The sequence below is a fragment of the Nocardia asteroides genome, from assembly GCA_019930625.1.
GTDB classification, from domain to species: Bacteria; Actinomycetota; Actinomycetes; order Mycobacteriales; family Mycobacteriaceae; genus Nocardia; species Nocardia sputi.
Genome location: CP082844.1, coordinates 801,979 through 826,254 on the forward strand (window position 1 = coordinate 801,979; position 24,276 = coordinate 826,254).

General features: G+C 69.5%; 23 protein-coding genes and 1 pseudogene. 6 read left to right on the plus strand and 18 right to left on the minus strand.

The window, feature by feature from the left end; all coding sequences use genetic code 11:
* Nucleotides 1-9 precede the first annotated feature (9 nt).
* The gene (gene mycP / locus K8O92_03775) at nt 10-1,473 is read left to right on the plus strand and encodes a type VII secretion-associated serine protease mycosin (protein UAK33127.1); all 1,464 of its coding nucleotides are present in this window, start codon (nt 10-12) and stop codon (nt 1,471-1,473) included.
* A 97-nt stretch (nt 1,474-1,570) separates the two neighbouring features.
* On the opposite strand, the gene eccB is transcribed toward mycP, so the two are convergent.
* Nucleotides 1,571-3,058, minus strand: a complete 1,488-nt coding sequence (gene eccB, locus K8O92_03780; GenBank protein UAK33128.1) for a type VII secretion protein EccB — start codon at nt 3,056-3,058, stop codon at nt 1,571-1,573.
* Nucleotides 3,059-3,170: 112 nt separating this feature from the next.
* Between eccB and eccE the strand changes: the two genes are divergently transcribed.
* Entirely contained in the window at nt 3,171-4,814 is a 1,644-nt protein-coding gene (eccE, locus tag K8O92_03785; protein ID UAK33129.1) for a type VII secretion protein EccE, read from the plus strand.
* Nucleotides 4,815-4,877: 63 nt separating this feature from the next.
* Here the strand turns inward: eccE and K8O92_03790 are convergent, their stop codons facing one another.
* The gene (locus tag K8O92_03790) at nt 4,878-5,084 is read right to left on the minus strand and encodes a hypothetical protein (GenBank protein UAK33130.1); all 207 of its coding nucleotides are present in this window, start codon (nt 5,082-5,084) and stop codon (nt 4,878-4,880) included.
* A gap of 231 nt (nt 5,085-5,315) precedes the next feature.
* Nucleotides 5,316-5,876 carry an NAD(P)H-dependent oxidoreductase gene (locus K8O92_03795; GenBank protein UAK33131.1) on the minus strand — a complete coding sequence of 187 codons (561 nt, stop codon included), beginning with the start codon at nt 5,874-5,876 and terminating at the stop codon, nt 5,316-5,318.
* A 311-nt stretch (nt 5,877-6,187) separates the two neighbouring features.
* Between K8O92_03795 and K8O92_03800 the strand changes: the two genes are divergently transcribed.
* Entirely contained in the window at nt 6,188-7,030 is an 843-nt protein-coding gene (locus K8O92_03800) for an NAD(P)H-binding protein (protein ID UAK33132.1), read from the plus strand.
* 167 nt (nt 7,031-7,197) lie between these two features.
* Here K8O92_03800 and K8O92_03805 read toward each other — a convergent pair whose 3' ends face one another.
* The gene (locus tag K8O92_03805) at nt 7,198-8,007 is read right to left on the minus strand and encodes an S-methyl-5'-thioadenosine phosphorylase (GenBank protein UAK33133.1); all 810 of its coding nucleotides are present in this window, start codon (nt 8,005-8,007) and stop codon (nt 7,198-7,200) included.
* Nucleotides 8,008-8,229: 222 nt separating this feature from the next.
* Here K8O92_03805 and K8O92_03810 point away from each other — a divergent pair, with 222 nt between their 5' ends.
* A complete protein-coding gene (locus K8O92_03810) occupies nt 8,230-8,553 on the plus strand; it encodes a metal-sensitive transcriptional regulator (protein UAK33134.1) in 324 nt (107 codons plus the stop codon).
* A 5-nt stretch (nt 8,554-8,558) separates the two neighbouring features.
* Here the strand turns inward: K8O92_03810 and K8O92_03815 are convergent, their stop codons facing one another.
* From K8O92_03815 to K8O92_03835, 5 genes are all read right to left on the minus strand, one after another.
* A complete protein-coding gene (locus K8O92_03815) occupies nt 8,559-9,491 on the minus strand; it encodes a TAXI family TRAP transporter solute-binding subunit (GenBank protein ID UAK33135.1) in 933 nt (310 codons plus the stop codon).
* Nucleotides 9,488-10,909, minus strand: coding sequence for a HAMP domain-containing histidine kinase (locus K8O92_03820; GenBank protein ID UAK33136.1), 1,422 nt, complete (start codon nt 10,907-10,909; stop codon nt 9,488-9,490). The genes K8O92_03815 and K8O92_03820 overlap by 4 nt, the downstream gene beginning before the upstream one ends.
* A 28-nt stretch (nt 10,910-10,937) precedes the next feature.
* Entirely contained in the window at nt 10,938-11,597 is a 660-nt protein-coding gene (locus K8O92_03825; GenBank protein ID UAK33137.1) for a response regulator transcription factor, read from the minus strand.
* 46 nt (nt 11,598-11,643) lie between these two features.
* Nucleotides 11,644-13,020 carry an MFS transporter gene (locus K8O92_03830; GenBank protein ID UAK35417.1) on the minus strand — a complete coding sequence of 459 codons (1,377 nt, stop codon included), beginning with the start codon at nt 13,018-13,020 and terminating at the stop codon, nt 11,644-11,646.
* A gap of 213 nt (nt 13,021-13,233) precedes the next feature.
* Entirely contained in the window at nt 13,234-14,067 is an 834-nt protein-coding gene (locus K8O92_03835; GenBank protein ID UAK33138.1) for an LLM class F420-dependent oxidoreductase, read from the minus strand.
* Nucleotides 14,068-14,240: 173 nt separating this feature from the next.
* Between K8O92_03835 and K8O92_03840 the strand changes: the two genes are divergently transcribed.
* The gene (locus K8O92_03840; protein ID UAK35418.1) at nt 14,241-14,768 is read left to right on the plus strand and encodes an Hsp20/alpha crystallin family protein; all 528 of its coding nucleotides are present in this window, start codon (nt 14,241-14,243) and stop codon (nt 14,766-14,768) included.
* A gap of 53 nt (nt 14,769-14,821) precedes the next feature.
* Here K8O92_03840 and truA read toward each other — a convergent pair whose 3' ends face one another.
* From truA to infA, 8 genes are all read right to left on the minus strand, one after another.
* Nucleotides 14,822-15,697 carry a tRNA pseudouridine(38-40) synthase TruA gene (gene truA, locus K8O92_03845; protein ID UAK35419.1) on the minus strand — a complete coding sequence of 292 codons (876 nt, stop codon included), beginning with the start codon at nt 15,695-15,697 and terminating at the stop codon, nt 14,822-14,824.
* A 106-nt stretch (nt 15,698-15,803) separates the two neighbouring features.
* Nucleotides 15,804-16,346 (minus strand): 50S ribosomal protein L17, encoded by a 543-nt coding sequence (gene rplQ / locus K8O92_03850; GenBank protein ID UAK33139.1) that lies wholly within the window; start codon nt 16,344-16,346, stop codon nt 15,804-15,806.
* Nucleotides 16,347-16,438: 92 nt separating this feature from the next.
* Nucleotides 16,439-17,497: a DNA-directed RNA polymerase subunit alpha gene (locus K8O92_03855; protein UAK33140.1), complete on the minus strand. Its 1,059-nt coding sequence runs from the start codon at nt 17,495-17,497 to the stop codon at nt 16,439-16,441.
* A 117-nt stretch (nt 17,498-17,614) separates the two neighbouring features.
* On the minus strand, nt 17,615-18,220 hold the full coding sequence (gene rpsD / locus K8O92_03860; protein ID UAK33141.1) for a 30S ribosomal protein S4: 606 nt from the start codon (nt 18,218-18,220) through the stop codon (nt 17,615-17,617).
* A gap of 20 nt (nt 18,221-18,240) precedes the next feature.
* Nucleotides 18,241-18,654, minus strand: a complete 414-nt coding sequence (gene rpsK, locus K8O92_03865; GenBank protein UAK33142.1) for a 30S ribosomal protein S11 — start codon at nt 18,652-18,654, stop codon at nt 18,241-18,243.
* A 9-nt stretch (nt 18,655-18,663) separates the two neighbouring features.
* Nucleotides 18,664-19,035, minus strand: a complete 372-nt coding sequence (gene rpsM / locus K8O92_03870) for a 30S ribosomal protein S13 (GenBank protein UAK33143.1) — start codon at nt 19,033-19,035, stop codon at nt 18,664-18,666.
* Nucleotides 19,036-19,282: 247 nt separating this feature from the next.
* Nucleotides 19,283-19,396: a 50S ribosomal protein L36 gene (rpmJ, locus tag K8O92_03875; protein UAK33144.1), complete on the minus strand. Its 114-nt coding sequence runs from the start codon at nt 19,394-19,396 to the stop codon at nt 19,283-19,285.
* A 133-nt stretch (nt 19,397-19,529) separates the two neighbouring features.
* The gene (infA, locus tag K8O92_03880; GenBank protein ID UAK35420.1) at nt 19,530-19,751 is read right to left on the minus strand and encodes a translation initiation factor IF-1; all 222 of its coding nucleotides are present in this window, start codon (nt 19,749-19,751) and stop codon (nt 19,530-19,532) included.
* Between the two features lie 2,912 nt (nt 19,752-22,663).
* On the opposite strand from infA, the pseudogene K8O92_03885 reads away from it, so the two are divergent.
* Nucleotides 22,664-23,674 (plus strand): annotated as a pseudogene (locus K8O92_03885) (MinD/ParA family protein).
* Nucleotides 23,675-23,726: 52 nt separating this feature from the next.
* On the opposite strand, the gene K8O92_03890 reads toward K8O92_03885, so the two are convergent.
* On the minus strand, nt 23,727-24,227 hold the full coding sequence (locus K8O92_03890) for a DUF4254 domain-containing protein (protein UAK33145.1): 501 nt from the start codon (nt 24,225-24,227) through the stop codon (nt 23,727-23,729).
* Nucleotides 24,228-24,276: the final 49 nt, after the last annotated feature.

Genomic DNA, 24,276 nt, shown 5'->3' on the forward strand with positions numbered 1-24,276 from the left:
CTCGGCTCGATGACTCCGAAACATCTGGGCTCGCAGCGTTTTCGTGTTGTTCGGACCGGAGCGGCGGCATGCGTTCTCGCGCTCGGGGTGTCCGTCGGGTTCGGTGCGACCGCGAGCAACCCGGCGCACGCGGAGAAGCCGACCGTGAGCCCGAATACGCCACCGCCCCCGGGGGAGCCAGCCGCTCCGCCGGACAAGACCGAGCGGGCGACGAACACTCCGTGCGTCAGCACCGGGTCCGGCGGCAGCGGACCGTCCATCCCGGAGGCCCAGCGCTCGCTCAACCTGGAGCACGCCTGGCGATTCTCCCGGGGCGCAGGCCAACTCGTGGCGGTCATCGATACCGGTGTCGCCCGTCACCCCCGCCTGCCCGGGCTGATCGCGGGCGGCGACTATGTGAGCAGCGGTGACGGAACCGAGGACTGCGATGCGCACGGGACGTTCGTCGCGGGACTCATCGCGGCGACGAAGGTCGACGGTCAGGGCTTCTCCGGGGTCGCGCCCGAGGCGCAGATCCTCACTATCCGTCAGACCAGCAAGCTGTATCAGAAGGAAGGCGCGAATCGGGACAAGGGGCCCGACGCCCTACCCGAGGGGTACGGCACCACTCGCACGATGGCCTCGGCGATCCGTCGTGCGGCGGACATGGGAGCCAGCGTCATCAATGTGTCCGAGGTAGCTTGCAGGCCGACTTCGGAGCCCTTCGAAGACACCGATCTGGGTGCGGCGGTGCGATATGCCGCGATCGAGAAGGACGTGGTCGTCGTGGTCGCGGCCGGTAACAGCGCCGATGCCTGCAAGGGCTCCAACCAGGTCATCGATCCGCTCGACCCGGCCGCCGACCCGTGGAGCAAGGTGGACTTGAACGTGTCGCCCGCCCGCTACGACGACTACGTGCTCGCCGTCGGTTCCATCGACGGGCAAGGCCAGCCGTCGACGTTCACGGTGCCGGGGCCATGGCTGGGCGTGGCCGCGCCCGGTGAGAACATCACCTCGCTCGATCCACTGTTCAACGATCCGAACAGCAGGGGAACCGCGGTCCAGGTCGGCAGCATCCGTCAGCAGGGGCAGCTCGGGCCGATTCAAGGCACCAGTTTCGCCACGCCCCTGGTGTCCGGTGTCGCCGCACTCGTGCGGGCTCGTTTCCCGGAGTTGAGCGCGCTGGAGGTCGTCGAACGCATTCAGGCCACCGCCCACGCCCCGGCGGAAGGGTGGAACCCGTACGTGGGCTACGGCGCGGTCGATCCGGTGGCCGCGCTGACCGCCGAGGTGGGCGACACATTGCCGCCCAAACGGCCCTCGCCGTCGAAGAGCGTGCAACTCGCGGTACCCGCTCCGGCCCCGCCGCCGGACCACAGCGCGCGCGATGTGGCCTTGATCGGCAGCGGAACCATCGCGGCACTACTCGCCTTGGGCTTGCTCGCCTCGTTCCCGATCCGCCGACGATTCGGTGTGTCCGACGACGATATGTGACTCGGGAATCCGGCACCCGCTGCGGGGCTGGGCCTTTCGGTGCGAGTAGGTGCGCGCACTGCGGTGATTCGCCGACGCGCACCGCTGAACGGCGGGACTATCTCGCGGCGATCGGCTGCTTGGCGGGCGCCGGGTCCGCGGCGACGCCGTCGTGGGCGACCATGGCGGCGTCGCGGCCCATCGTCGGTCCGCTCGCGAGCAGCCCGACGATCGGCCACGGCGCGGGCTCGGGTGTCACGCCCGATTCCTTGTCCATCCCGAGTGCCTTGGCGGCCTCGCTGTCCTTGATGCCGAAGCGGACACCGGTGTCGGCGATGTAGAACATGCTGTCCTTGCGCCTGCTGTCCGGTTCGATGCCGGTGGTCTGGACGAACGCGCCCGAACCCGGCTTGAAGTACACGGAGTCCACGTTGTCGCCCTTGCCGTCGGCCTGGGCGAGCGGAACCAGCTTGGCGCTACCGGGCATCGGCAGGTCGCTGCCGTCGATGACGGTCAGTTCGGCACGCAAGGCGACGTCGGCGTTGCCCGCGACTCCCGGAATGGGCTTCCAGGACAAGCAGCTCACGGGCCGGGCCTTGGGCTGGATGATGGTCGGTGCGGTCTCGGGGTAGGTATCCACGTTCAACGCGTTCGACACCGGCGCATGCTGTTGCTCGTAATCGCCGATGGCGGTGCCGTGATCGGGGTTGCGCTGCGAACTGCGGATCACGTCGGCGGTGAACGGGCTGATGGCCTGCAAACCGTTGTGCAGAATGACGAAGTTCTGGTTCGCCTTGCCGGTCACCTGGACAACGGTGCCGATCTTCAGGCCGTTGATCGAGTAGCCGGACGGCTGCCCGCCCGGATCGTCGATCTTCGGCGGCACGATCGCGTTCACCTCTGGAATAGCGTTCAGCAGACCTTCACTGATCGGGCGCGGGGTCATGCCTCGGATGCCCAACGGGCCCGCGACCGACGGGTCGTTCATGTCCACGCGGGCGCGCGTTTTGTTCCAGACGAGGTAGGTCGCGTCCTTACCCTTGACCAGCAGCGCCTTGTCCGAGCCCGTCGCCGACGCCTTGTCGCCGAGTTCCACGTCGCCGATCAGCACGGAGGTGCTGCGGTCGTCGGTGCCGTCGGTCTTCAACGAGTCGCACACCGTCCAGGCGCGGCCCTTGCCCTCCTTGTCGAAGTGCAGCGACCCGGGAGCGCCTGGGATGCCGATCAATTGACCGCGAGCCTTCTTCCCCAGCTCGGACTCCTTCACGATCGCGGGCTTGGCGGCCTCGCCCGCGGCCAGGCGGGCCGAAGCGAGGTTGAGAGCCGGGTGCACCACGTCGTCGATCATCACGTAGACCGCGCCGGAGTCCTTGCCTACCAGGATCTTGGCGTCACCGATCTTGTCCTGCGGGCGCAGCAACGCGAGCACGCCGCATCCCGCCAGAACGACACACGCCAGGATCAGGCCCGCCGCGTACGCGCGGGACTGAGAACGCATGGGGTCGTGCAGCATTCGCACGTCCCGGCGCACCAAGGCGTGCTCCATCCGCCGGACCAGAAAGCGGTAGCCGCTCACCTGCCAGCGTGTGGTGGGTTTTGAAGGCATTATTCCTCCCCCGAACAGTGCTCACGTCCGCCGAACACAGTACAGTTCCCGAGGATTCTTGTTCAGCTCGGCCACAGCGAACCGGCCGACACCGGGTACTTGGGGGACGACAATGGCGGAACCGGCAGGCGCTGGACCACGACCGCTGCTGGGGCGCATCTCGATGCAGAACCTGCTGATCGCGCAGATCATCGGGCTGTTCGCCGGAGTCGTCGCACTGTTCGCCGGTCTGCCCGGGCTTCCCGCGCTCGGCGTGGCGGTGGTCGTCGCGCTGATACCGCTGATCCCGGTCGCCAAACGCACTCTGCTGGACTGGGTCGCCACGTGGTGGCGTTATCTGACCCACCGCGACTACGAGCTCGGCGACACCGTCGACTTCCGCGGCGCGGATGGACGCTCGCTCGGCTTGTTCTGGGACGGCAGCCGCGTGGCGACGGTGGTCGAGGTGCTGCCCCCGCCCGGCGGGCTGACCAGGATCGCCCGCACCACGGTGCACGCCTCGCACCTGCTCCCGCTGGCGGAGCTGGCCAAATGTCTCAATCAGCACGACATCCTGCTGAGCGGCATCGACATCATCAGCCACGGGCACCGCAGCCGTTCGGGCACGCCCGCGGGCAAGATCTACGAATCGCTGCTGGGCCCGCTGCCCGCCACCGCGCACCGCACGGTGTGGTTGGCGATCAGCTTCGACGCGGTGGCCTGCCCGGAGGCGACGGCCCGGCGCGGCGGCGGAGCCGAAGGCGCATCGCGGGCGGTCACCATCGCGACCCAGCGGATCATGCGCACACTCGAGGACGCCGGCTGCAACGCCCGCATCTTGACGGCGCCCGAGATCCGCAAGGCGGTCTTGCAGATCACCAGCGGCTACGACCCGCGCACGCTCGAACACCGCTGGCGCTACGCCGAAATCGGCAACAGTGTGAACGTCGGCAGCGCGGTGGATCCCAAGCGCCTGGACTCCGATCTGCTCGCGCAGCTGTGGGTCGCGCCGTCGCGCGGCACCACCGTGGCCGTGCGGCTGCGCCCCGGCAGTTCGGCCGAGTCGGTGAGCATCGGCGCCGCGTGGCGGCTGACCGCACGCGAGCTGCCCGAAGGGTCCGAACTGCCGGGCATGATCTCGATGAACGGACGCCACCGCGACGGACTGCTCGCCCACCTGCCGATCGCGGTTCCCGGCGTGGACGACACCGTCCCGATGATCGAGCACTTCATCGACGTGATCGATGACCTGCACCTGCCCTCGTCCGGCTGCGGCCAGCTGATCGGCTCGGACGACGAAGGCAACGGTGTCGCGGTCCGCATCGTCGGCGCCGGCATCTCGACGGTGTACGTCGCGGGTGAGCTGTACCTGGCGCAGCAGTTGGTGTTCCGCGCGCTCGCGGTCGGCGAACGGATCCTCATCCGCACCGACCGGGCGCGGGCATGGGAAAACCTGGTCACCACGATCGGGAACCCGGAGCGGCTGACCATCGCCGTCGAAATCCACCAATCCGACGCGGGATTCACCGCCACGGTGGTGGACGGCGTGCTCGCGCCCGCCCCGCACGCGGGCGTCACCACCATCTACGTCACAGGGGACCCGATGGGCTGGCCCGCCAGCCGTCCCGACCTGGCCATCCAGCAGCCCGGCGCGATCGGCAACCACGTCGTGCTGCGCACCGGCACCGCGCAGGTCGATCTGACGCTGGTGTCGATTCCCAGCGAGGCCACCTACATCGGCCACCCACGCGGCCGCCGCGCCGTTGCGGCCCAGTAGCGGCTGACCCGATGCCGACGCAGTTCGGCGGGTGGGTCCGATGTCGAGTCGGCGCAGCATGATTCAGAACCGTTGGACGAACCGGTACCAGCTGCCTTCGAGGGGCGTGTAGCCGACGTCGCCGTCGGAGCGGGGTGGGCCCTGTCTGGGTGCGCCGTGTGGGAAATAGGCGAATCCGACGGGATCGATGAGGCCTCCGTCGGTATAGAGCAGGCAGCCGTCGTCGCGTTCTACCACCGAGGTGATGGTGTAGACAGCGTCGCTACGCAACACAGGCTCACCAACAGTGTGATCACCGCGATCGACACGCGCCACCACCGGGATGCGGTCCGAGCGGGTTCACCCTGACGGCGCAGCTCGTCGTTGTGTTCGGGGGTGGTCATCGAGTCGTGCCTCCTGTGGCAGAGCGCGCGGTTCGGGTCGAGAGGCCGCGGGTGTCACCATCGACCGAACTTACCGATTCGACGTCAGGCCCACCCGCCGAACCGGGCGTCATCGCGGCTAGCCTGGGTACGGGTCGGCGCTTCTGGCGGCTCGCAACGTGCGGGCCCACCAGGCCAATTGGCGCAACATGCGGTCCGCCGCATCGATCGCGGCGCCGTCGCGAGTGTCCCCCGCCTCGTCGAACCGCTTCTTGGCCTGGTGAAAGCTGACCGTCTCGCGGACCGACACCATGTGGATCTCGGCGACGACCTGACGCAGCTGCTCCACCGCCCGCAAGCCACCGGACAGGCCCCCGTAGGAGACGAAAGCGATGGGTTTTGCGCGCCACTCGTGTTTCGCGGTGTCGAACGCCGTCTTCAGCGATGCCGGATAGCCGTGGTTGTACTCGGAGGTGACGACGACGAACGCGTCGGCGTCGCGCAGTCGCGCGCGATAGGCCGTGGTGTGCTCGTTCTCGGTGAGCTCGACCGGCAACGGTGTGTGTGCGAGATCGATGACGCCCGTGTCTAATTCGGGGCGAGCGCGCACCGTACGCAGGAACCAATCCGCGACCACCGGCGCGAACCGCTCCGGACGCACACTGGCCACGATGACCTCGAGCCGCAACGGGGTATCCACCGCGCGAGCCTAACTCGCGACCCGACCGCCCCAGCCCCCGGCGCGCTCGGATACTCCCCGTGAACTCTGCTCCCGTCGGCAACGGGCACCCACCCGAAGCCACCGACTCCGTCGGGTCGACCGAACGCCGAGCACGAGCTGTCTTCCCGCCATTGACGAGCGAGTGCGGACCGACGAGCCTGCCGAATATCCTATGGTCGACAGGCCCATCTCCTCGCGGCGCCGCGAGCGCCACGGGACGAAACCAGTGCCTATGAGCGCAATGGAGCGCAACTGAGACGGACGGGCAGTCGATCGAACACGGAGACAGGATGATTCTGGTAACCGGCGCCACCGGGAATGTCGGTGCGGAACTGGTGCGGACTCTGAGCGAAGCGGGTGAGCAGGTGCGAGCGCTGGTGCGCGATCCCGCCAAGGCCGCGCTCGTGCCGGGCGCCGAGGCCGTGACCGGCGATCTCAACCGACCGGAGACGTTGGCCGACGCCCTCGACGGCGTGGACGGCATGTTCCTGCTCCCCGGCTACGACGACCTGCCGGATCTGCTGGATCGCGCGCACAAGGCCGGAGTACGCCGGGTCGTGCTGCTGTCCGGGGGTTCGGCCGCGCTGCGGGACATGGACAATGCCGTGTCCCGCTACATGGCGCTGTCCGAGGACGCGGTGCGAGCATCCGAACTGACGTGGACTCTGCTGCGACCGCGGCAGTTCATGTCGAACGCGCTGCGCTGGCTGCCGCAATTGGCCTCGGGCGACGTTGTCCGCGTCCAGTTCCCGGGTATCCGGGCAGGAGTGATCGACCCCGCCGATATCGCGGCGGCCGCGGCCGCGGCGCTCACCAGGGACGGGTTGGAAGGACAGGCGCTCGAGCTCACCGGCCCGCAGGCGCTGCGACCGGCCGAGCAGGTCGCGGTGCTCGGCGCGGTGCTCAACCGGCCGCTGGTGGCGCGCGAACTCGACGACGAGGAGACCGAAGCCGAGTTGGCCGCCACCATGCCGAGGGAGTACGTCGACGCGTTTCTCAGCTTCTTCGTCGGGGGGACGCTGGACGAGGAGACGCTCTGTCCGACCGTCGAGCAGGTGACCGGCCGGTCGCCGCGCACTTTCGAGCAGTGGGCGACTGCTCACGCAGAAGAATTCGCGACGGCGCCGAGCTGACCGACCACGCGCGGCCGTCCGGGTGACGTATCACTCGGCGGCCGCGAACTCGGCCAGGCCCTCTGCGGCCGCCACCCGCCTCGGTCACTCGATGTCGCGCGGCGAGCAGCGCCCGGCGCAGGTGCCCGCCGGGCGTCCCGGCCGCCTCGTGACCAGCACCCGCGCGCTCAGGGCAGTTCGAACGGCAATGACACTCCCGCGTGGACGCGGCACCGGTCACAAGTGCCCGTGCCGTCCACCGCGGCCACCGCGCGGCGGATGAGTTCCTTGAACGGTGCGAGGTTGCGTTTGAACTCGGCGAAGACGTCGACCGCGTGCACTCCATCGCCCTCCTCCAGGCCGGCGTCCAGATCGGTCACGAGAGCGACTGCGGCATAGCACATTTCGAGTTCCCGGGCGAGCACCGCCTCCGGGTGACCGGTCATGTTCACCAGTTCCCAGCCCTGCGCGGCGAACCACCGGCTCTCGGCGCGGGTGGAGAAGCGCGGTCCCTCGACCACGACCATGGTCGCCTCGTGCATCATGCGCAGCGCGTCGGACTGGGCCTTGATGGCGGCGGCGCGCAGTTCCTCGCAGTAGGGGTCGGCGAAGGACACGTGGATGCCGCCGCCGCCGAAGTACGTCTGCGGGCGGCCGGAAGTCCGGTCGACCAGTTGGTCCGGGACCGCGACCGTGCCGGGGCCCCAGTCCGCCCGCAGGCTGCCGACCGCGCAAGGCGCGAAGATCCGGCGCACGCCCAGCGAGCGCAGTGCCCACAGGTTCGCCCGGTAGGGCAGGGTGTGCGGTGCGAATTCGTGGTTCTTGCCGTGCCGCGGCAGGAATGCCACCGGCCTGCCCTCGACTTCTCCGACCGCGATACCCGCGCTCGGGGCGCCATAAGGTGTCTCGACCTCGACGGTGGTCGCCTCGTTGTCGAAGAAATCGTAGAAGCCGCTGCCGCCGATGACGGCGAGCGCGGGCCGGGGGTGCGAACTCATACCCCGATTGTCTCGTCCCGTGGTGTCCGTCGCGCGCCGGGATCGGCGTTACGCTGCTCGCGTGGCGGTACCGGACCGGTCCTCCGACTGGTCCAGCCGGTCGCGAGCCTGCCGCGCCGTGCGGTCGGCGCGGCGCCGGACCTGACAATCCCGGCAGGAAACTGTACCCTAGGGGGGTATTGATCCCGCTTCGCGGGACCGACAGGCAGCGAGGAGACATCGGTGGCGGATTCCCCGCACGACCACACGGCGACCGACCACTCGGCGCACGGCTACATCACCGCGAAGGACGACTACCTGAAGCGGCTGCGCCGGATCGAGGGCCAAGCGCGCGGTCTGCAGCGGATGGTCGAGGAGGAGAAGTACTGCATCGACATCCTCACCCAGGTGTCCGCCATGACCAAAGCCTTGCAAGCCGTGGCGATGGGCCTGCTCGAGGACCACATCAGCCACTGCGTGGTGGACGCGGCCGTCGCGGGCGGGCCGGAGGCCGAAGCCAAGATCAAGGAAGCCACCGACGCCATCGCGCGCCTGGTCCGATCCTGAGCGGGCTATCCGTGCCAGCGGCGGTAGACCGCGGCCGCGCCGGGGTGCAGCGGGATCGGCCCGGTGCTGATCAGCGACCGGCCGTCGAGGAACTGGGTGCCCGCCGCCTCGGTGGGGACCAGCGCGTCGGCGTGCCACACCAGCAGTTCGACGATCGCGGCGGCCACGTCTTCGGGCATGGTGTCGGCGGCGAGCAATAGGTTCGCCACCCCGATGGTGTGCACCGAGACCCCGCCGGGGTAGGCGTCCGCGGGGATCGCGACCCGGTCGTACACCGGGCCGAACCACTCCCGCATCGGCGCGGCCAGCTCGCCCATGTCCACCAGCCGCATCCGGCTGGGCACCGCCAGCAGTGCGGTCGGCACGCCACCCGCCCACAACAGCGCGTCCGCCTCGCCCGCGGTCAGGGCGGCCACCGCCTCCGGCAGCGGGCGATGCGAAATCGCCACGTCGGCGGCCGGGTCCAGTCCCGCGACGCGCAGGATCCGTGCACCGGTCAGCGCCGCGCCCGACCCCGCCGCGCCCAGGCTCACCCGGGCGCCGCGCAGGTCCGCGACCGAGCCGATCGAGCTGTCCGAGCGCACGACCAACTGCAGATAGTTCTCGTAGACCCGCCCCAGCGCCGACACTCGATCGGCGCTGTCGGGCACCGAGTCCACGAGCGCGAGCGCGGCGTCGACCTCGCCGCGGGCGAGCAACGCCAGGTTGGCTTGCGATCCCGAGGTGGTGACCCGCTCGATCCGCACGTCCGCGGCCGCCGCGGCGGCCAGGCCGAGCAACCCGGCGAAGGCGTGATAGAAGCCGCCCACCTCGCCGGAAGCCAGCCGCACCGTCGCGCCGGCGCCGCGCGGTGCGCAACCCGCGACACCCGCCGCGACGGCAAGCGCGAGGAACCCGCGACGACCGAAGCCGCGACGGACGATCGTTTCCCGGCTCATCGGGCCTCCCCCGCGGGCAAACGCACCCGCACCGCGAGACCGTGCGGACGCACCGCCGCCACGGTCAGGACGCCACCGCGGGCCTGCGCCAACGCCGCGGCGATCGGCAGGCCGAGCCCCGAGCCGCCTGCTCGTGCCGCGGAACCGCGGAAGAAACGCGTGGTGAGCTTGTCGATCTCGTCGGGGCGAACACCGGCTCCGTCGTCGCGGACGCTCACCGTGACCCAGCCCGGCTCGGTCTCGACCACCAGATCGGTGTGCGCGCCCGCCTCCGCGTAGCGGGTGGCGTTGCTCAGCGGTACGTCGAGTATCTGAGCGAGCACGTCGGCCGGGACCGCGACGTCGGCGCGCTCTACCGTCGGCGCGACGCGCAGGTGCTGCCCGGCCGCGTCGAACGCCGAGCACCAGGCATCGAATCGGTCGGCGACCACCTGCACGGCGTCACACCGGTCCTCGTCCTCGGCGGTGCGAGCGAGGTCGAACGCCGCGGGCGTCTCGGCGACGGCCAGACTGAGCAGGCCGTCGAGCAGCGCGGTCAGGCGGTCGACCTCGGCGCCGGCGCCGCGAAAGGTGCTCGTCGCGCTCGCCGGGATCGCGGGCTCCAGGGAATCGAGCCGGATGGTCAGGGCGGCCAGTGGGTTGCGCATCGCATGGGCGGTGTCGGCGACCAGTTGGCGCTGGGCGTCCACCGAATCGGCGACGGCCGCGGCCATGGCGTCGAAGGACTCCGCCAGCGCCCGCATCTCCGGCGGCCCGCCATACCGGCCCGCGATCGACACCGGCGCGACGGTGCCTGCGCGTGGCTTGGGCAGCGTCGCGGTCAACTCCGCCACACCGTGCGAGAGCGCCGCGAGCGGCCGCAGCACCCAGCGGCCGATGGTCACCGCCAGCAGCACGAACAGCGCCATCGCGACGACGCCGCCGAGCACGATCACCGCCCAGGCCCGCGCGATGTCGCCACGGGCGCGCGCGGTCGACGCCTCGATCACCACGGCTCCGTTCACCTGCACGCCGGTGCCGACCGGCCGCGCCACCAGCATGGTCGGCGCGCCCCACGGTGTCAGCTTGTCCACCGAGTGCGGGCGCTGATTGCGGCGCGCGGCCGCCACCGCCGCGAGGATGCCGGGGGCGTTCACGTCGGCGCCCGCGTTCACCGTCGTCGCGCCCCTGGCGTCGACCACCAGCACGTTCTCGCCGTAGAGCTCGTGATAGCGCAGCACCTCGTCGGCCAGCGCGCGGCTGTCCCCGGCGGTGACGGCGTTGTCGGCGAGGGTGGCGAACCGGTCGGCGTCGCCCGACCGTGCCAGCACCAAGGCCTGGGTGCGGCTGGTCGCGATGGTCAGCGACAGCGGCACCGCGAACGCCAGCACCGCGATGGCGGCGAACACCGTCAGCGCGACGAGCAGGCGACGCCGCATGACCTACCTCCGCACCGCCGGACCACGCTCACTCCCCCCACCGGTACCCGTATCCGCGGATGGTGGTGATGAGGCCGGGCCGATTCAGCTTCGCCCGCAAACCGGTCATGTGCACGTCCAGCGAGCGCGAGACCGCGACGAACGCGTCGCCCCAGATGCGATCCATCAACTGCTGCCTGCTCACCGCCGCGCCCGGTCGTTCCACCAGCGCCTCGACCAGTTCGAACTCCTTCTGCGTCAGCGGCACCGGTGCACCCGCGACCTCGACCACGCGTGCGCCGAGGTCGACCCGCACATCACCGGTGACGACCACCGTCTGCGCCTGCTGCGCCGCGGCGGCCGCCCGCCTGGTCACCGTCTCCAACCGCGCGACCAACTCGGCGATCCGCGGCGGCTTCACCAGATAGTCGTCGGCGCCGCCACGCAGGCCGCGCACGATCGACCGTTCGTCGCTGCGCGCGGTCAGGATGACCACCGGCACCGAGCTCACCTCGCGCAGTCGGCGCAGCACCTGCAAACCGTCGCCGTCGGGCAGGCCCAGATCGAGGATGACCGCGTCGTAGTCGCGATGCGCGATCAGCAGGTCCGCGCCGCGTCGCTTGCGTTCGGCGCGGTAACCGCGGGCGTTGAGCGCCTCGACCAGCGCGTCTCCCACGCCGTCGTCGTCCTCGACCACCGCAAGCCGCACGCGCCGATCCTTCCACAGAGGATGGACCGGCGCGTGTGCCGGGCGGTCAGTCACGCACGGTGACCAACGGAGGTCCCGGCTCGGCCGCCGCGGCGCCGGACCCGGTGTCGGCGGTCGCGGTGGGCTCGGGCGCGTCGATCGTCGACGAGGTCGAGGTCTCCCGCATGAAGTAGTAGGTGACCAGCGAGATGGCGATGCAGCCCGCGACGTACCAGAAGTACAGCGACTCGTGACCGCCCTTCTTCAATGCCAGCGCGATCGTCTCCGCGGTGCCGCCGAAGATGGCGACGGTCAGGGCATAGGGCAGCCCGACGCCGAGCGCGCGGATCTTCGTCGGGAACAGCTCGGCCTTCACGATCGCGTTGATCGAGGTGTATCCGGTGATGATCAGCAGGGCCACCATCATCAGGCCCCACGCGGCGACCGGATCGGTGGTGCGCGCGAGCACGGTCATGATCGGCACGGTCAGCAGGCTGCCCGCCACACCGAAGAAGATCAGCAGTTTGCGGCGGCCCACCCGGTCCGACAGCGCGCCCGCCAGCGGCTGCAGCACCACGAAGACCAGCAGCGCGACGAAATTGATCCACGCGACGGTCGACTTGGAGATGCCGGAGGTGTTGATCATGAACTTCTGCATGTAGGTCGTGTAGGTGTAGAACGCGACGGTTCCGCCCAGGGTCAACCCGACGACCAGCAGGCACTCGCGCGGGTACTGCAACAGGATGCGCAGCGAACCACGCGACTGTCCTCCACCCGCCGCGCCCTGCTCCGCTGCCCGCCCGGATTCCGCGCGGAACTGCTCGGACTCGTCCATGCCGCGCCGCAGCCACATCACGATCAGCGCCCCGGCGGCGCCGATCACGAACGGAATCCGCCAGCCCCAGTCGTTCATCTGGTCGGCGTCGAGGAACTGCTGCAGCACGATCTGCACTCCCAGCGCGACGAGCTGGCCGGCCACCAGGGTCACGTATTGGAAGCTCGAGTAGAACCCGCGCCTGCCCGCCGAAGCCACCTCGGACAGATACGTCGCACTGGTGGCGTACTCGCCGCCGACCGAAAGGCCTTGCAGCAGCCGGGCCACCAGCAGCAGGGCTGGAGCGGCGAGACCGATGGTCTGGTAACCGGGGGTCAGGGCGATCATCAGCGAACCGGCCGCCATCACGGTCACCGACAGGGTCAGCGCCGAGCGCCTGCCGAACCGGTCGGCGTACCGGCCCAGTGCCCAGCCGCCGATCGGGCGCATCAGGAAGCCGACCGCGAACACGGCGGCGGTGGACAACAGCTGCGCCGTCGGGTCGTCCTTGGGAAAGAACGTCTTCGCGAAGTACACGCTGAACGCGGCGTAGACATACCAGTCGTACCACTCGACGAGGTTGCCGATGGATCCGCGCAAAACGTTCGCGACCACCCGGCGCTCGCCCACGGGCTGTGTCTGTGTCTGTGGCTGTGGCGTAGTCACAAGATCTCCTTCTTCGACGCCTCATCGCGTCGTCGCAGATCAGTGTGTCGGCAGTCACAAGCTCTCGGAACGGCTCTCGACGCTTCCTAACAGTCCCTTAGGACGATCGCCGCGGCGGCGAAACATCGCCGGCCCCCGGCGGGAAGCCGGGGGCCGGGTTGGCTCGAATCGGAATGCTCAGGAACGCGCGGTGAGCAGCGGAGCGAGAGTACGCAGCGCGGGTAGGTAGTTGTCGCCGAGGATCTGCACCGCGACATGGTCGGCGCCGGCCCGCAGGTGCCCCGACAGCCGGTCGGCGATCTGCTCGGGCGTGCCGTGCGCGACGACGGCGTCGAACACCCGGTCGCCGGGCGGGACGGCGAGGTCGGCGTCGGTGAAACCGAACCGGCGCAGGTTGGACACATAGTTGGTCAGGCCCAGGTAGAACCCGACGGTCTCGTCGGCGACGGCATGCGCCGCCCGGACGTCATCGGTCAGCACCACCTTGTGCTCGGTCGCCAGCACCGCGTCCGGGCCGATGATCTCGCGAGCCTTCGCGGTGTGCGCCGTCGGCACGAAGTAGGGCAGCGGGCCCACCGACCGCTCGGCGGCCAGCTTCAACACCCGCGGGCCCAGCGCTGCCACCGCGCGACGTTCGGCGGGCACGCCCGCCGCGTCGAGTTCGTCGAGATACTCGACCAGCGCGTCGTACGGCTTGCGGTATTCGCCGGTGTGCTCCGGATGTCCCGCGCCGACGCCGAGCAGGAAGCGGCCGGGGAAGCGCGCCTCGATCCGGTGATAGGAGTCGGCAACCTCCTTCGCCGGGGCCGCCCAGATGTTCACGATGCTGGTGGCCACGGTGATCGTTTCGGTCGCCTCCAGCAGTGGTTCGACCACTGGCAGATCCGCCGGGGGCGAGGCCCCCAACCACAGCGCGCCGTATCCCAGCTGCTCCAATTCCCGCGCGTCCTCCGGGCTGAACCCGTTGTACGCCCGCCACACTCCGAACCGCCCGAGACTGTCGAATGCCATGTCCGGACCCAACATGTGCTCGCGGGCGGCTATTCCGCGCGGACGGATCCCGGGCTTCTCACCCCCGTCGGATCTGTGCCGCGCCGCTCCAAGAGGGCTACTGTGGCAATTGCACAGCTATCGGCGCCCGCCGCCGTGGCAGGCGTCACCACTACGAAATGGAGGTGATCGCTGTGCTCAGATTCGATCCATTCCATGACATCGACACCGTCACCCGCCAACTGCTCGGTGAGAGCGCCGGAACCGCTCGAGCACCCCGATTCATGCCGATGGATCTGTTCAAGGCGGGAGATCACTACGTCTTGAACGCGGACCTGCCCGGCGTCGATCCCGGTTCGATCGATGTCAGCGTCGACAACGGCACGCTCACCTTGCGGGCGCAACGCACCGTGCCGAGCGAGGAAGGCGTCCAGTGGATCGCCTCGGAACGCTTCGCGGGCGCCTTCATGCGCCAGCTGTCCCTCGGCGAGAACGTCGACGTCGACAACATCGGCGCGACCTATAACAACGGCGTGCTGTCGGTGACGATCCCGATCGCGGAGCGCGCGAAGCCGCGTCGCATCCAGATCTCCGGGGCATCCCAAGAGCCGAGGACGATCGAAGCGCAGACGAGGCAGACCGAACAACTGTCGCCGACGCAGCGCGAACAATCCCAGCAGTCCGAACAGTCCCAGCAGCAATACCCCGGGTCATCCAAGTGACCGGGTCGCTACCCGCACCCGCGCACGGGTGCGGGTGCGGGTAGCCCCCATTCTCAATCGCCGCAACAACCCGCGTCCGGGACCGGGACCGGGACCGACCGCATCTCGCGGGTCTGCGCGTTGCGGGCGGCGAGTTCCCCGTCGGCCGGATAGTCGACGCCGATCAGGCTCAGACCGTGGGCGGGAGCGACGGTCACCGAGCTGGAACGCTCCCGCTCACGCAAGAGCTCGGCGACCCATTCCGGAGTGCGGCGACCTTCGCCGACCGCGAGGACCGCGCCGACCAGGCTGCGGACCATCGACCAGCAGAACGCGTCCGCGCTGACATAGGCGACCAGCAGATCGCCGTCGCGCACCCAATCGAAGCGCTGCAACTCGCGGACGGTCGTCGCGCCCTCCCTACGCCGGCAGAACGCGGCGAAATCGTGCAGCCCCAGCAGCTTCCGCGATGCCACGCGCATGGCTGGGACGTCGACGCCGGATCGGCAGGCGACCACGCCGCGGGCGTGCAGCGGTTCCGCGCCGTACGGTGCGGTGGTCAATCGATAGGCGTAGTGGCGGCGGACGGCGGAGAACCGGGCGTCGAACTCGGGCGCGGCCAGGCGCGCGTCCTTGATCCGCACGTCCTTCGGCAGGAATCGCGCCATCCGGTGCACCAGCTTGCCCGCATCCAGTTCGCCGGAGGTGTCGAAGTGCGCGACCTGTCCCTCCGCATGCACGCCCGCGTCGGTGCGGCCCGCCACCGTCAGCTGGATCGGCTCGCGGAACACCTTGCTCAGCGAGTCCTCCAGCACGCCCTGCACGGTGCGCAGACCCGGCTGACGCGCCCAGCCGACGAAATCCGTGCCGTCGTAGGCGATGTCCAGCCGGACCCGGGACAGGCCGGTCACGGGCTCGCCGGGCGTGTCCTCGCGCGGCCGGTCCGACATCGATCCCACCGATTCCTCCACGGTCACATGATCCTCCGGTCGAAACGAACGAGCCCGCCGACCCAGTGCGGGTGGCGGGCTCGTACGTGAACTCCGACGCTCAGCGTCAGGCGTCCTTCTTCTCCTCGGCGGCCTGCTCCTCGGCGGCCTCCTCGGCAGCCGGAGCCTCGGCCTCGGCGGTCTCGGTGGCGGCCTCGTCGGCCTGCGCCTCGACGACCTCGGCGGCCGGAGCCTCCTCCGCCTGCTTCGACGCCGCGACGCGACGGGCGCGATCGGCCTCGTTGGTCACGGTCTTCTCCCGGACCAGCTCGATGATCGCCATCGGCGCGTTGTCACCCTTGCGCGGCAGCGTCTTGGTGATGCGGGTGTAGCCACCCTCGCGCCCCTCGAACGACGGGCCGATCTCGGCGAAGAGTTCGTGCACGACGGTCTTGTTGCGGATCACCTTCAGCACCTCGCGACGGTCGGCAAGGGTGCCGGCCTTCGCCTTGGTGATCAGCTTCTCCGCGTAGGGGCGCACGGCCTTGGCTTTGGCCTCGGTGGTGGTGATCCGGCCGTGCTCGAAGAGCGCCGTCGCCAGATTGGCGAAGATCGCCTTCTGGTGCGACGCCGACCCGCCGAAGCGGGCACCCTTCTTGGGCTTGGGCATTGTGATGTTCTCCTGTGTCTTTTCTCGGCGCTCCCGGGCGCGTCGCTTACGCCGCGGGCGCGAGGCCGGGCCGGGGCGCCTCCCCCGGCGGCCTAGAGCTGTTCGGTCTCGGCGTAGTCCTGCTCGCCGCCATCGGTGTCACTGAACGTGCCGCTGTCGCTCCACGTGCCGGTGCTCGCGTCGTAGCCGACCACGCTGGACGGATCGAACGACGCCGGGCTGTCCTTGAGCGAGAGGCCCAGCGCGTGCAGCTTGACCTTGACCTCGTCGATGGACTTCTGGCCGAAGTTGCGAATGTCCAGCAGATCCGACTCGGTGCGGGCGACCAGCTCGCCCACGGTGTGCACACCCTCGCGCTTGAGGCAGTTGTAGGACCGGACGGTGAGGTCCAGGTCCTCGATCGGCAGTCCGAACGAGGCGATGTGGTCCGCCTCGGCCGGCGAGGGGCCGATCTCGATGCCCTCGGCTTCGACGTTCAGCTCACGAGCCAGGCCGAAGAGTTCGACCAGGGTCTTGCCCGCCGAAGCGAGCGCGTCCCGTGCGCTGATGGAGTTCTTGGTCTCCACGTCGAGGATGAGACGGTCGAAGTCGGTGCGCTGCTCGACGCGGGTGGCCTCGACCTTGTAGGTCACCTTGAGCACAGGCGAGTAGATCGAATCCACCGGGATCCGGCCGATTTCCGCACCGGAGGCCTTGTTCTGCACGGCGGGGACGTAGCCGCGACCGCGCTCGACGACGAGCTCGATCTCCAGCTTGCCCTTGTCGTTCAGGGTCGCGATGTGCATGTCCGGGTTGTGCACCACGACACCGCTCGGCGGGACGATGTCACCGGCGGTGACGGTGCCCGGGCCCTGCTTGCGCACGTACATCGTGACCGGCTCGTCCTCCTCCGAGGACACGACCAGGCCCTTGAGGTTCAGGATGATGTCGGTGACATCCTCCTTCACGCCGGGAACGGTGGTGAACTCGTGCAGGACGCCGTCGATGCGGATGCTCGTGACCGCGGCCCCCGGAATCGAGGACAGCAGGGTACGCCGCAGCGAGTTGCCGAGGGTGTAACCGAAGCCCGGCTCGAGCGGTTCGATGGTGAACTTCGACCGGTTCTCGGCGACGACCTCTTCGGTCAGCGTCGGACGCTGTGAGATCAGCATGGGGATCATCCTCCTTTTTGGGCGCCCGCTATTTGACGCCTCGTCTCAGGGGTTGTGCGTGGCCGCCCATGTCGGGCGACCACGCACCAGCAGCACAGTGCTGTACTCGTCGAAGTATTACTTCGAGTAGTACTCGACGATCAGCTGTTCCTGCAGCGGCACATCGATCTGGGCGCGCTCGGGCAACTGGTGGACCAGAATCCGCAGTCGGCCCGGGATCACCTGCAGCCAGCCCGGAACCGGGCGGTCGCCGACGGTCTCACGCGCCACCTGGAACGGCAGGGTGCCCAGCGACTTCTCCTTGACATCGATGATGTCGTACTGGGTGACCTGGAAGCTGGGAACGTCGACCTTCTTGTTGTTCACCAGGAAGTGGCCGTGAGAGACCAGCTGGCGAGCCTGACGGCGGGTACGGGCCAGACCGGCGCGGTACACCACGTTGTCCAGCCGGGTCTCGAGCAGACGCAGCAGGTTGTCACCGGTCTTGCCCTTGAGGCGGTTGGCCTCCTTGTAGTACCGGCTGAACTGCTTCTCCATGATGCCGTAGGTGAAGCGGGCCTTCTGCTTCTCCTGCAGCTGGAGCAGGTACTCGCTCTCCTTGATCCGCGCGCGGCCGTGCTGGCCGGGCGGGTAGGGGCGACGCTCGAACGCCTGGTCGCCTCCGACGAGGTCGACGCGCAGACGACGCGACTTGCGGGTGATGGGGCCTGTGTAACGAGCCATTGTTCGCTGTTCCTTTCCCGCTAGACGCGACGCCGCTTGGGCGGACGGCAGCCGTTGTGCGGCTGCGGGGTGACATCGGAGATCGTGCCCACCTCGAGGCCCGCGGCCTGCAGCGAGCGGATCGCGGTCTCACGGCCCGAACCGGGGCCCTTCACGAACACGTCGACCTTCTTGACGCCGTGTTCCTGCGCCTTGCGGGCGGCGTTCTCGGCGGCGAGCTGCGCGGCGAACGGGGTCGACTTGCGCGAGCCCTTGAAGCCGACGTGACCCGACGACGCCCAGGAGATGACGTTGCCGTTCGGGTCGGTGATCGACACGATCGTGTTGTTGAACGTGCTCTTGATGTGTGCGTTGCCGTGCGGGACGTTCTTCTTGTCCCTGCGACGCGACTTCTGGGTCTTCTTCGGGCCCGCGGCCCGACTCTTCGGAGGCATCGGTTATCCCTACTTCTTCTTGCCGGCGACGGTGCGCTTCGGGCCCTTGCGGGTGCGCGCGTTGGTCTTGGTGCGCTGGCCACGGACGGGCAGGCCACGACGGTGGCGCAGACCCTGGTAGCAGCCGATCTCGATCTTGCGGCGAATATCGGCCTGCACCTCGCGGCGCAGGTCACCCTCGACCTTGAACTCGGAAGCCTCGATGTAGTCACGCAGCTTCGTCAGATCGTCGTCGCTGAGATCCTTCGAACGCAGGTCCGGGCTGACGCCGGTGGCCTCGAGGATCTCCTTGGAGCGGGTACGGCCAATGCCGAAAATGTAGGTCAGTGCGATCTCCATGCGCTTCTCGCGCGGGAGGTCGACGCCCATGAGACGTGCCATCTGGCAGCTTCCTTAATCGTTGCGGAGGTCTGCTCCCTGTCCGTCCCCTCGTCTTGTGGGGCACCGGCCTCCGAACCGGTGGTAGGCGCGCACGCCCCAGGGCGAACCCTGATATCCGCAGCGTGCGGCTGGTGCTGGGAGTTCTTCTTGCCAATCCGAACTGCGGTTCGGTGCTTGGCTGGTGTTGCGTCGAGCGGCGCCGTCGGCATGCCTCCGGCGGATGAAGCGAGGTCTCCCTCGCCTCCGCTCAGCCCTGGCGCTGCTTGTGGCGCAGGTTGTCGCAGATCACCATGACCCGGCCGTGACGGCGGATCACCTTGCACTTCTCGCAGATCTTCTTGACGCTCGGCTGAACCTTCACGTCCGTCCAATCTGTTGTGGTTCACACGGGTGTGAACACAGTTTTTCCCCAGTCGGCGACTGGGGAAGCTCTGTGGTGAGTCGTTCGACTCGGTCCCGGCGTACGCCGGGACAACCGGCCGCGCCGGGCGCGATCACTTGTAGCGGTAAACGATCCGGCCACGCGACAGGTCGTAGGGCGAGAGCTCGACGACCACACGGTCCTCGGGGAGGATGCGAATGTAGTGCTGCCGCATCTTCCCGCTGATGTGCGCGAGAACCTTGTGCCCGTTCTCGAGCTCGATCCGGAACATCGCATTGGGCAGCGGCTCGACAACCCGACCCTCGACCTCGATGGCCCCGTCTTTCTTCGCCATGTCCTCCGCGATCCCGGTTACACTCAACCTGGTTTGTTTGCCTGGTCCTGCTCGGATGGACCGGTCGCCTGAGCGGACCGCTCGCACACAAACAGGCGGCGCATAGGTGCACCGCCGCTCCAGCTTACCGACCCGTTCCCGTTCGGGCAAAAATGCCTCCCTGTATACCCGTGTCGCCTGCCGTTTCGCAGCCGCCTTCCCACCGGTGGCGGGCGTCTGGTCCTGCGCCGCGACGGGACCGGGTTGTCGCGTAAACTGGCCGCTGTCCAGGTATTTGGGTCGAGCAGATCGAGGGGGATGCGTGAGCCGGCGCAGCGAGCGAGGCACCGGCGGAGGCGCCCTCGGTCTGGGCCGAGCGAGCGGCAGGGAGGCGAGGCCGTGTGAGTAAGCGTAGCGAGCGAGTCACCGGCAGTGCGCCCCTGGCCACGACCGAGCCGAGCAGCAGCGAGGGAAGTCGTGAGTGAACGCAGCGAGCGAGTCATCGGCACACCGAGCCGCAGCGAGGCGCAGCCGTGAGCCGTAGCAATGACGGCCTTCCCATGCTGCCGCCGTGGCTGTCGGAAAGCGACGTCACACAGAGCGGCTACGAAGCGCCGGTGCAGAACCTCCCGCACGAGGAACTCATCGAGGAATCCCTCGGCCGCAGACGCGGACGTTTCAAGAATCGCGCACCCGAGGCGGAACGCCCGGAGGCCGCGCGGCCGGAGAAGCGCCGCAAGGGCTGGCGCCGCGACAAGCACGACGGACCCTCCGACGAGCAACCGCGGCAGAGCGAGCCGGACCGCGCGCCGATGCCTGCGCCGGTCGAGCCCGTACCGGGTCAGATGCCATCCACCGGCTACGACCGGATACCGCCGGAGCAGGAGAACACGTGGCAGGCGCCACCCCCGCGCGACAATTCGCCGCAGCGCGGCCTGCCCACCCGTAACCCCTCGCAGCCCTCTCCCGGATTCCAGCCGCTGGGCAGCAGGCCCGCGGACGCGTCCGTGCGGAACGATCAGCCCGCGCCTCCGCAGGCCCGCAGGCCGGATCTCCCGCCCCCGCCGCCACTGCCCGACCCGCCGCGGCAGCCGGACGGTGAGAGGTCCGCTCCGATGCCGACCGACGAGCAGGCCCAGCCGCCCCGCGGCGAGAGCGCGCCCGGCCAGGACGCGGGCACCACCCGCCCTCCGCTCGCGCCGCAGAACGGCGGATGGCCATCCACCGGCAACCCTCGGCTCGATGCCGCGCTGTCGGCCGTGCTGCCGAACCATTGGCCTGCGGCCGCGCCGCCAAACAACCAGTCCGCGCCCAGCAGCCAATCCGCGTCGCCCAGCAGCCAACCCGCGTCGCCCAGCAGCCAATCCGCGTCGCCCAGCAGCCAATCCGCGTCGCCGAGCAACCACCCCTTCGCACCACCGGTGGGCACGGACACGACCAGGAACACCGCGGCAGCGCCGGTTGCCGAGCAGCGGGAGATCCCGCCGAGCGGTCCGAATCAGACGTGGCCGACCGGCAACCAGCCGCCGACTCCGTCCAGCGGCCACACGCCCACTGCGCCGGTAGACGGCGGACACCCCGCAGTGCCATCGTCCGCAGCCGACCACCCGAGGTCGGCGGCTGCGGAATCCGGAGAGCGCCCCGCAGCCGATACGATCGGCGCCACATCCACGATGGATGCCGGACGGACGCCCGTGGCAGAGCGCCCCGCAGATCCCGGCCCGGTAACGTCGTCCGCCGAAGACGATCCCGCAGTGGCGCAGCATGTGCCATCCGCACGGCCGTCCGCAGGTGGCATTCCCGCGCCCGCAACGCAGGCCGGCCCATCCGGTCCCACCGTCGCGGATTCCGGCGGTCCGCCGCCCTGGCTCGCGGCGCCGCGGCCCGAGCAGAACGAGGCACCCGCGACGGACCCGCCTCGGCGTCTCCCGCCGCTACCCGATCCGCCCGCGCCGCACGAGCGGGCACATGTCGCGCCGACCGACGACGAGCACCGCCCGCCGCCGCGCAGCGCGGACGGTCCGCCGCCCTGGCTCGGTCACACCGCACCGGAGCAAACCGGTCAGCCGGGCCGACCCGGACTTCCGCCTGTGCCGAACGAAGTCGCCGCACAGAGCGGCCGAGTGCCCGTCGAGCATTCGGGGCAGGCACCGCGGCTGCCCGCCGACCGCGGACCGGCGTCGGACCCGCAGCCCGCGGATCTCGGTGCCGCGCAACCGGCCGCGTCCGTGCCCCCTCCGCACACCGAACAGGGTGCGGTCGGTCCGGTGCTGCCCGCCCCCGATAGCGCCTCCGCGACCGGCGCTCCGGTTACACCGGATATCGCCGCGCAGCCGACCACGTTCACCGCTCGACCGGAGACGGCCGGGTCGGCGGATCCGGTTCCCGTGCAACCTGGCCCGGTTCCCCCACCACCTGGCCCGGTCCCCGCGCAACCTGGTCCTGTGAACCTGGTCGGCCCTGTCGGCCCTCCGCCCGCGCAACCTGGTCCGGTTACCGCGCAACCTGCTCCGGTTCTCCCGCAGCCTGATCCGGGTTTCGCGGCGCCGAGTTGGACGAGCACGGCCGGAGCCGATTCCGCGTCGGCGCGCCCAGTGGGCGGCGGACGACACCGGCTGCCTGCCGAGACGAGCGCCTCCTCTGCTGCGCAGGCGCCGATCGCACCGGCGCCTGACTTCGACCAGCAGCCGGTACCTCAGCACCGGCCGGGCCCCGCCTACGCGGGCGATCCGCAGCCGGCACCACACGCGCCGATCGGTGAACACGCCAGTCACCCGCCACAGTTCGCGGGTGGGCAGCTGCCGGGTACCGCCCCGCAGGCCCCCGCCGATCAGTGGCGCAACGCCGCCGAACCGGTCGCCGCGCCCGAATCCGCTCCGGTGGCGCCGTATTCCGCGCCTCCGCAGTACCAGCCCGATCAGCAGCCCCACGCCCAGCCCGCCCCGCACGCAAGCCCGCAGTGGGGCACGCCGCAGGGCTACGCGCAACCGCAGGCCCAGCAGCCGGGCGTGCCGTTCCAGCCTTCGCTGGACAACGTGCCGCTGCGGCGGGCCAAGAAGGCGCCGGGTTCCGGGTGGCGCAAGGCGGTGCATCACGTGTCCGGCGGCGCGATCAACCCCGGCATGTCCGCCGAGGAACGCAGGCTGCAAGAACTGGTCGCGCGGATCAGGCAGCCGGTCCGCGGCGATTACCGGATCGCGGTGCTCTCGCTCAAGGGTGGTGTCGGAAAGACCACCACCACAATGGGTATCGGCTCCATCTTCGCCTCCATCCGGGGCGACCGGGTGATCGCGGTGGACGCCAATCCCGATTTCGGCACGCTGTCGCAGCGGGTGCCGCTACAGACCAGGTCCACCGTGCGCGACCTGCTCCTCGACTCGTCCATCCAGCGCTATTCGGATGTGCGCAGGCACACCTCACAGGCGACGAGCCGCCTGGAAGTGCTGGCCAGCGAACGCGATCCGGCCGCGTCGGAGGCGTTCAGCGAGGAGGAGTACCGCGCTGTCGCCCGAATTCTGCAGCGGTTCTACAACATCATCCTCACCGACTGCGGTACCGGACTCATGCACTCGGCCATGTCCGGGGTATTGGACCTGGCGCACTCGCTGGTGCTGATCTCCTCCCCCGCGATCGACGGAGCCCGCAGCGCCGCCGCGACGTTGGACTGGTTGTCGCTGCACGGTCACGACCACTTGGTGCGCAATGCGGTGGTGGTGATCAACTCTCCGCGCGCCGGATCGCCGAATGTCGGTATCCAGCAACTACGGGAGTACTTCCTGTCCCGGTGCCGCGCCGTGCACATCATCCCGTTCGACCCGCACATGTCCGAGGGCGCCGAAATCGATCTGCACCGGCTGCACAAGCAGACCAAGCGCGCCTACGTCGAGCTGGCGGCGACCGTCGCGGACGACTTCGCCACCGATCACCGCCGTTATCACCCGTGATACCCGCCGGGGCCGTGGCCCGGCGGGCAAGAAGGGCGAGCGGATCAGCCGCTCACCACTCGGGCAGACGCCGCCTGCCCGCCATGACGTCGCGCACCAGATCGTCGTAGGCGTCGGCGAGTTCGGCGAGATGATGCCACGCGTTGTGCAGCAGCTCGTCGTGCGCGTTCAGCGTCATCAACGCGTGGTGCGCGCGCACCGAGGACTCGGCCAGGCGATCGATCACCGCGCCCACCGTTTCGGTGTGCAGAGTGGCGCCGAGCCGATGCTGCGGCACACTGCGCATCACCCAGTCGTCGATGGCCATCACCAATTCGACTCTGCGACGCTCGATTTCGCGAACCACCGCCACGGCGGTATCCACCGAACCACCACGGCCGACCAGGCGACGCTCGTGTAGCACTGCCAGATCGCGAGCGAACCACAGGAGCGGACCACCGACCACACGGTGCCCGCGACACGCCCGGACCAATAGGTCGGACGTGGGAAGCAATCCCGGCGCCGAAGAGCGCACCGAGGGATCGACACACCTCGGTGTGCCGGGAAGGGCCATTACGACCGTTGTATCCGAACCTGCCACGTTGCCTCGCCGTCATCGCCGC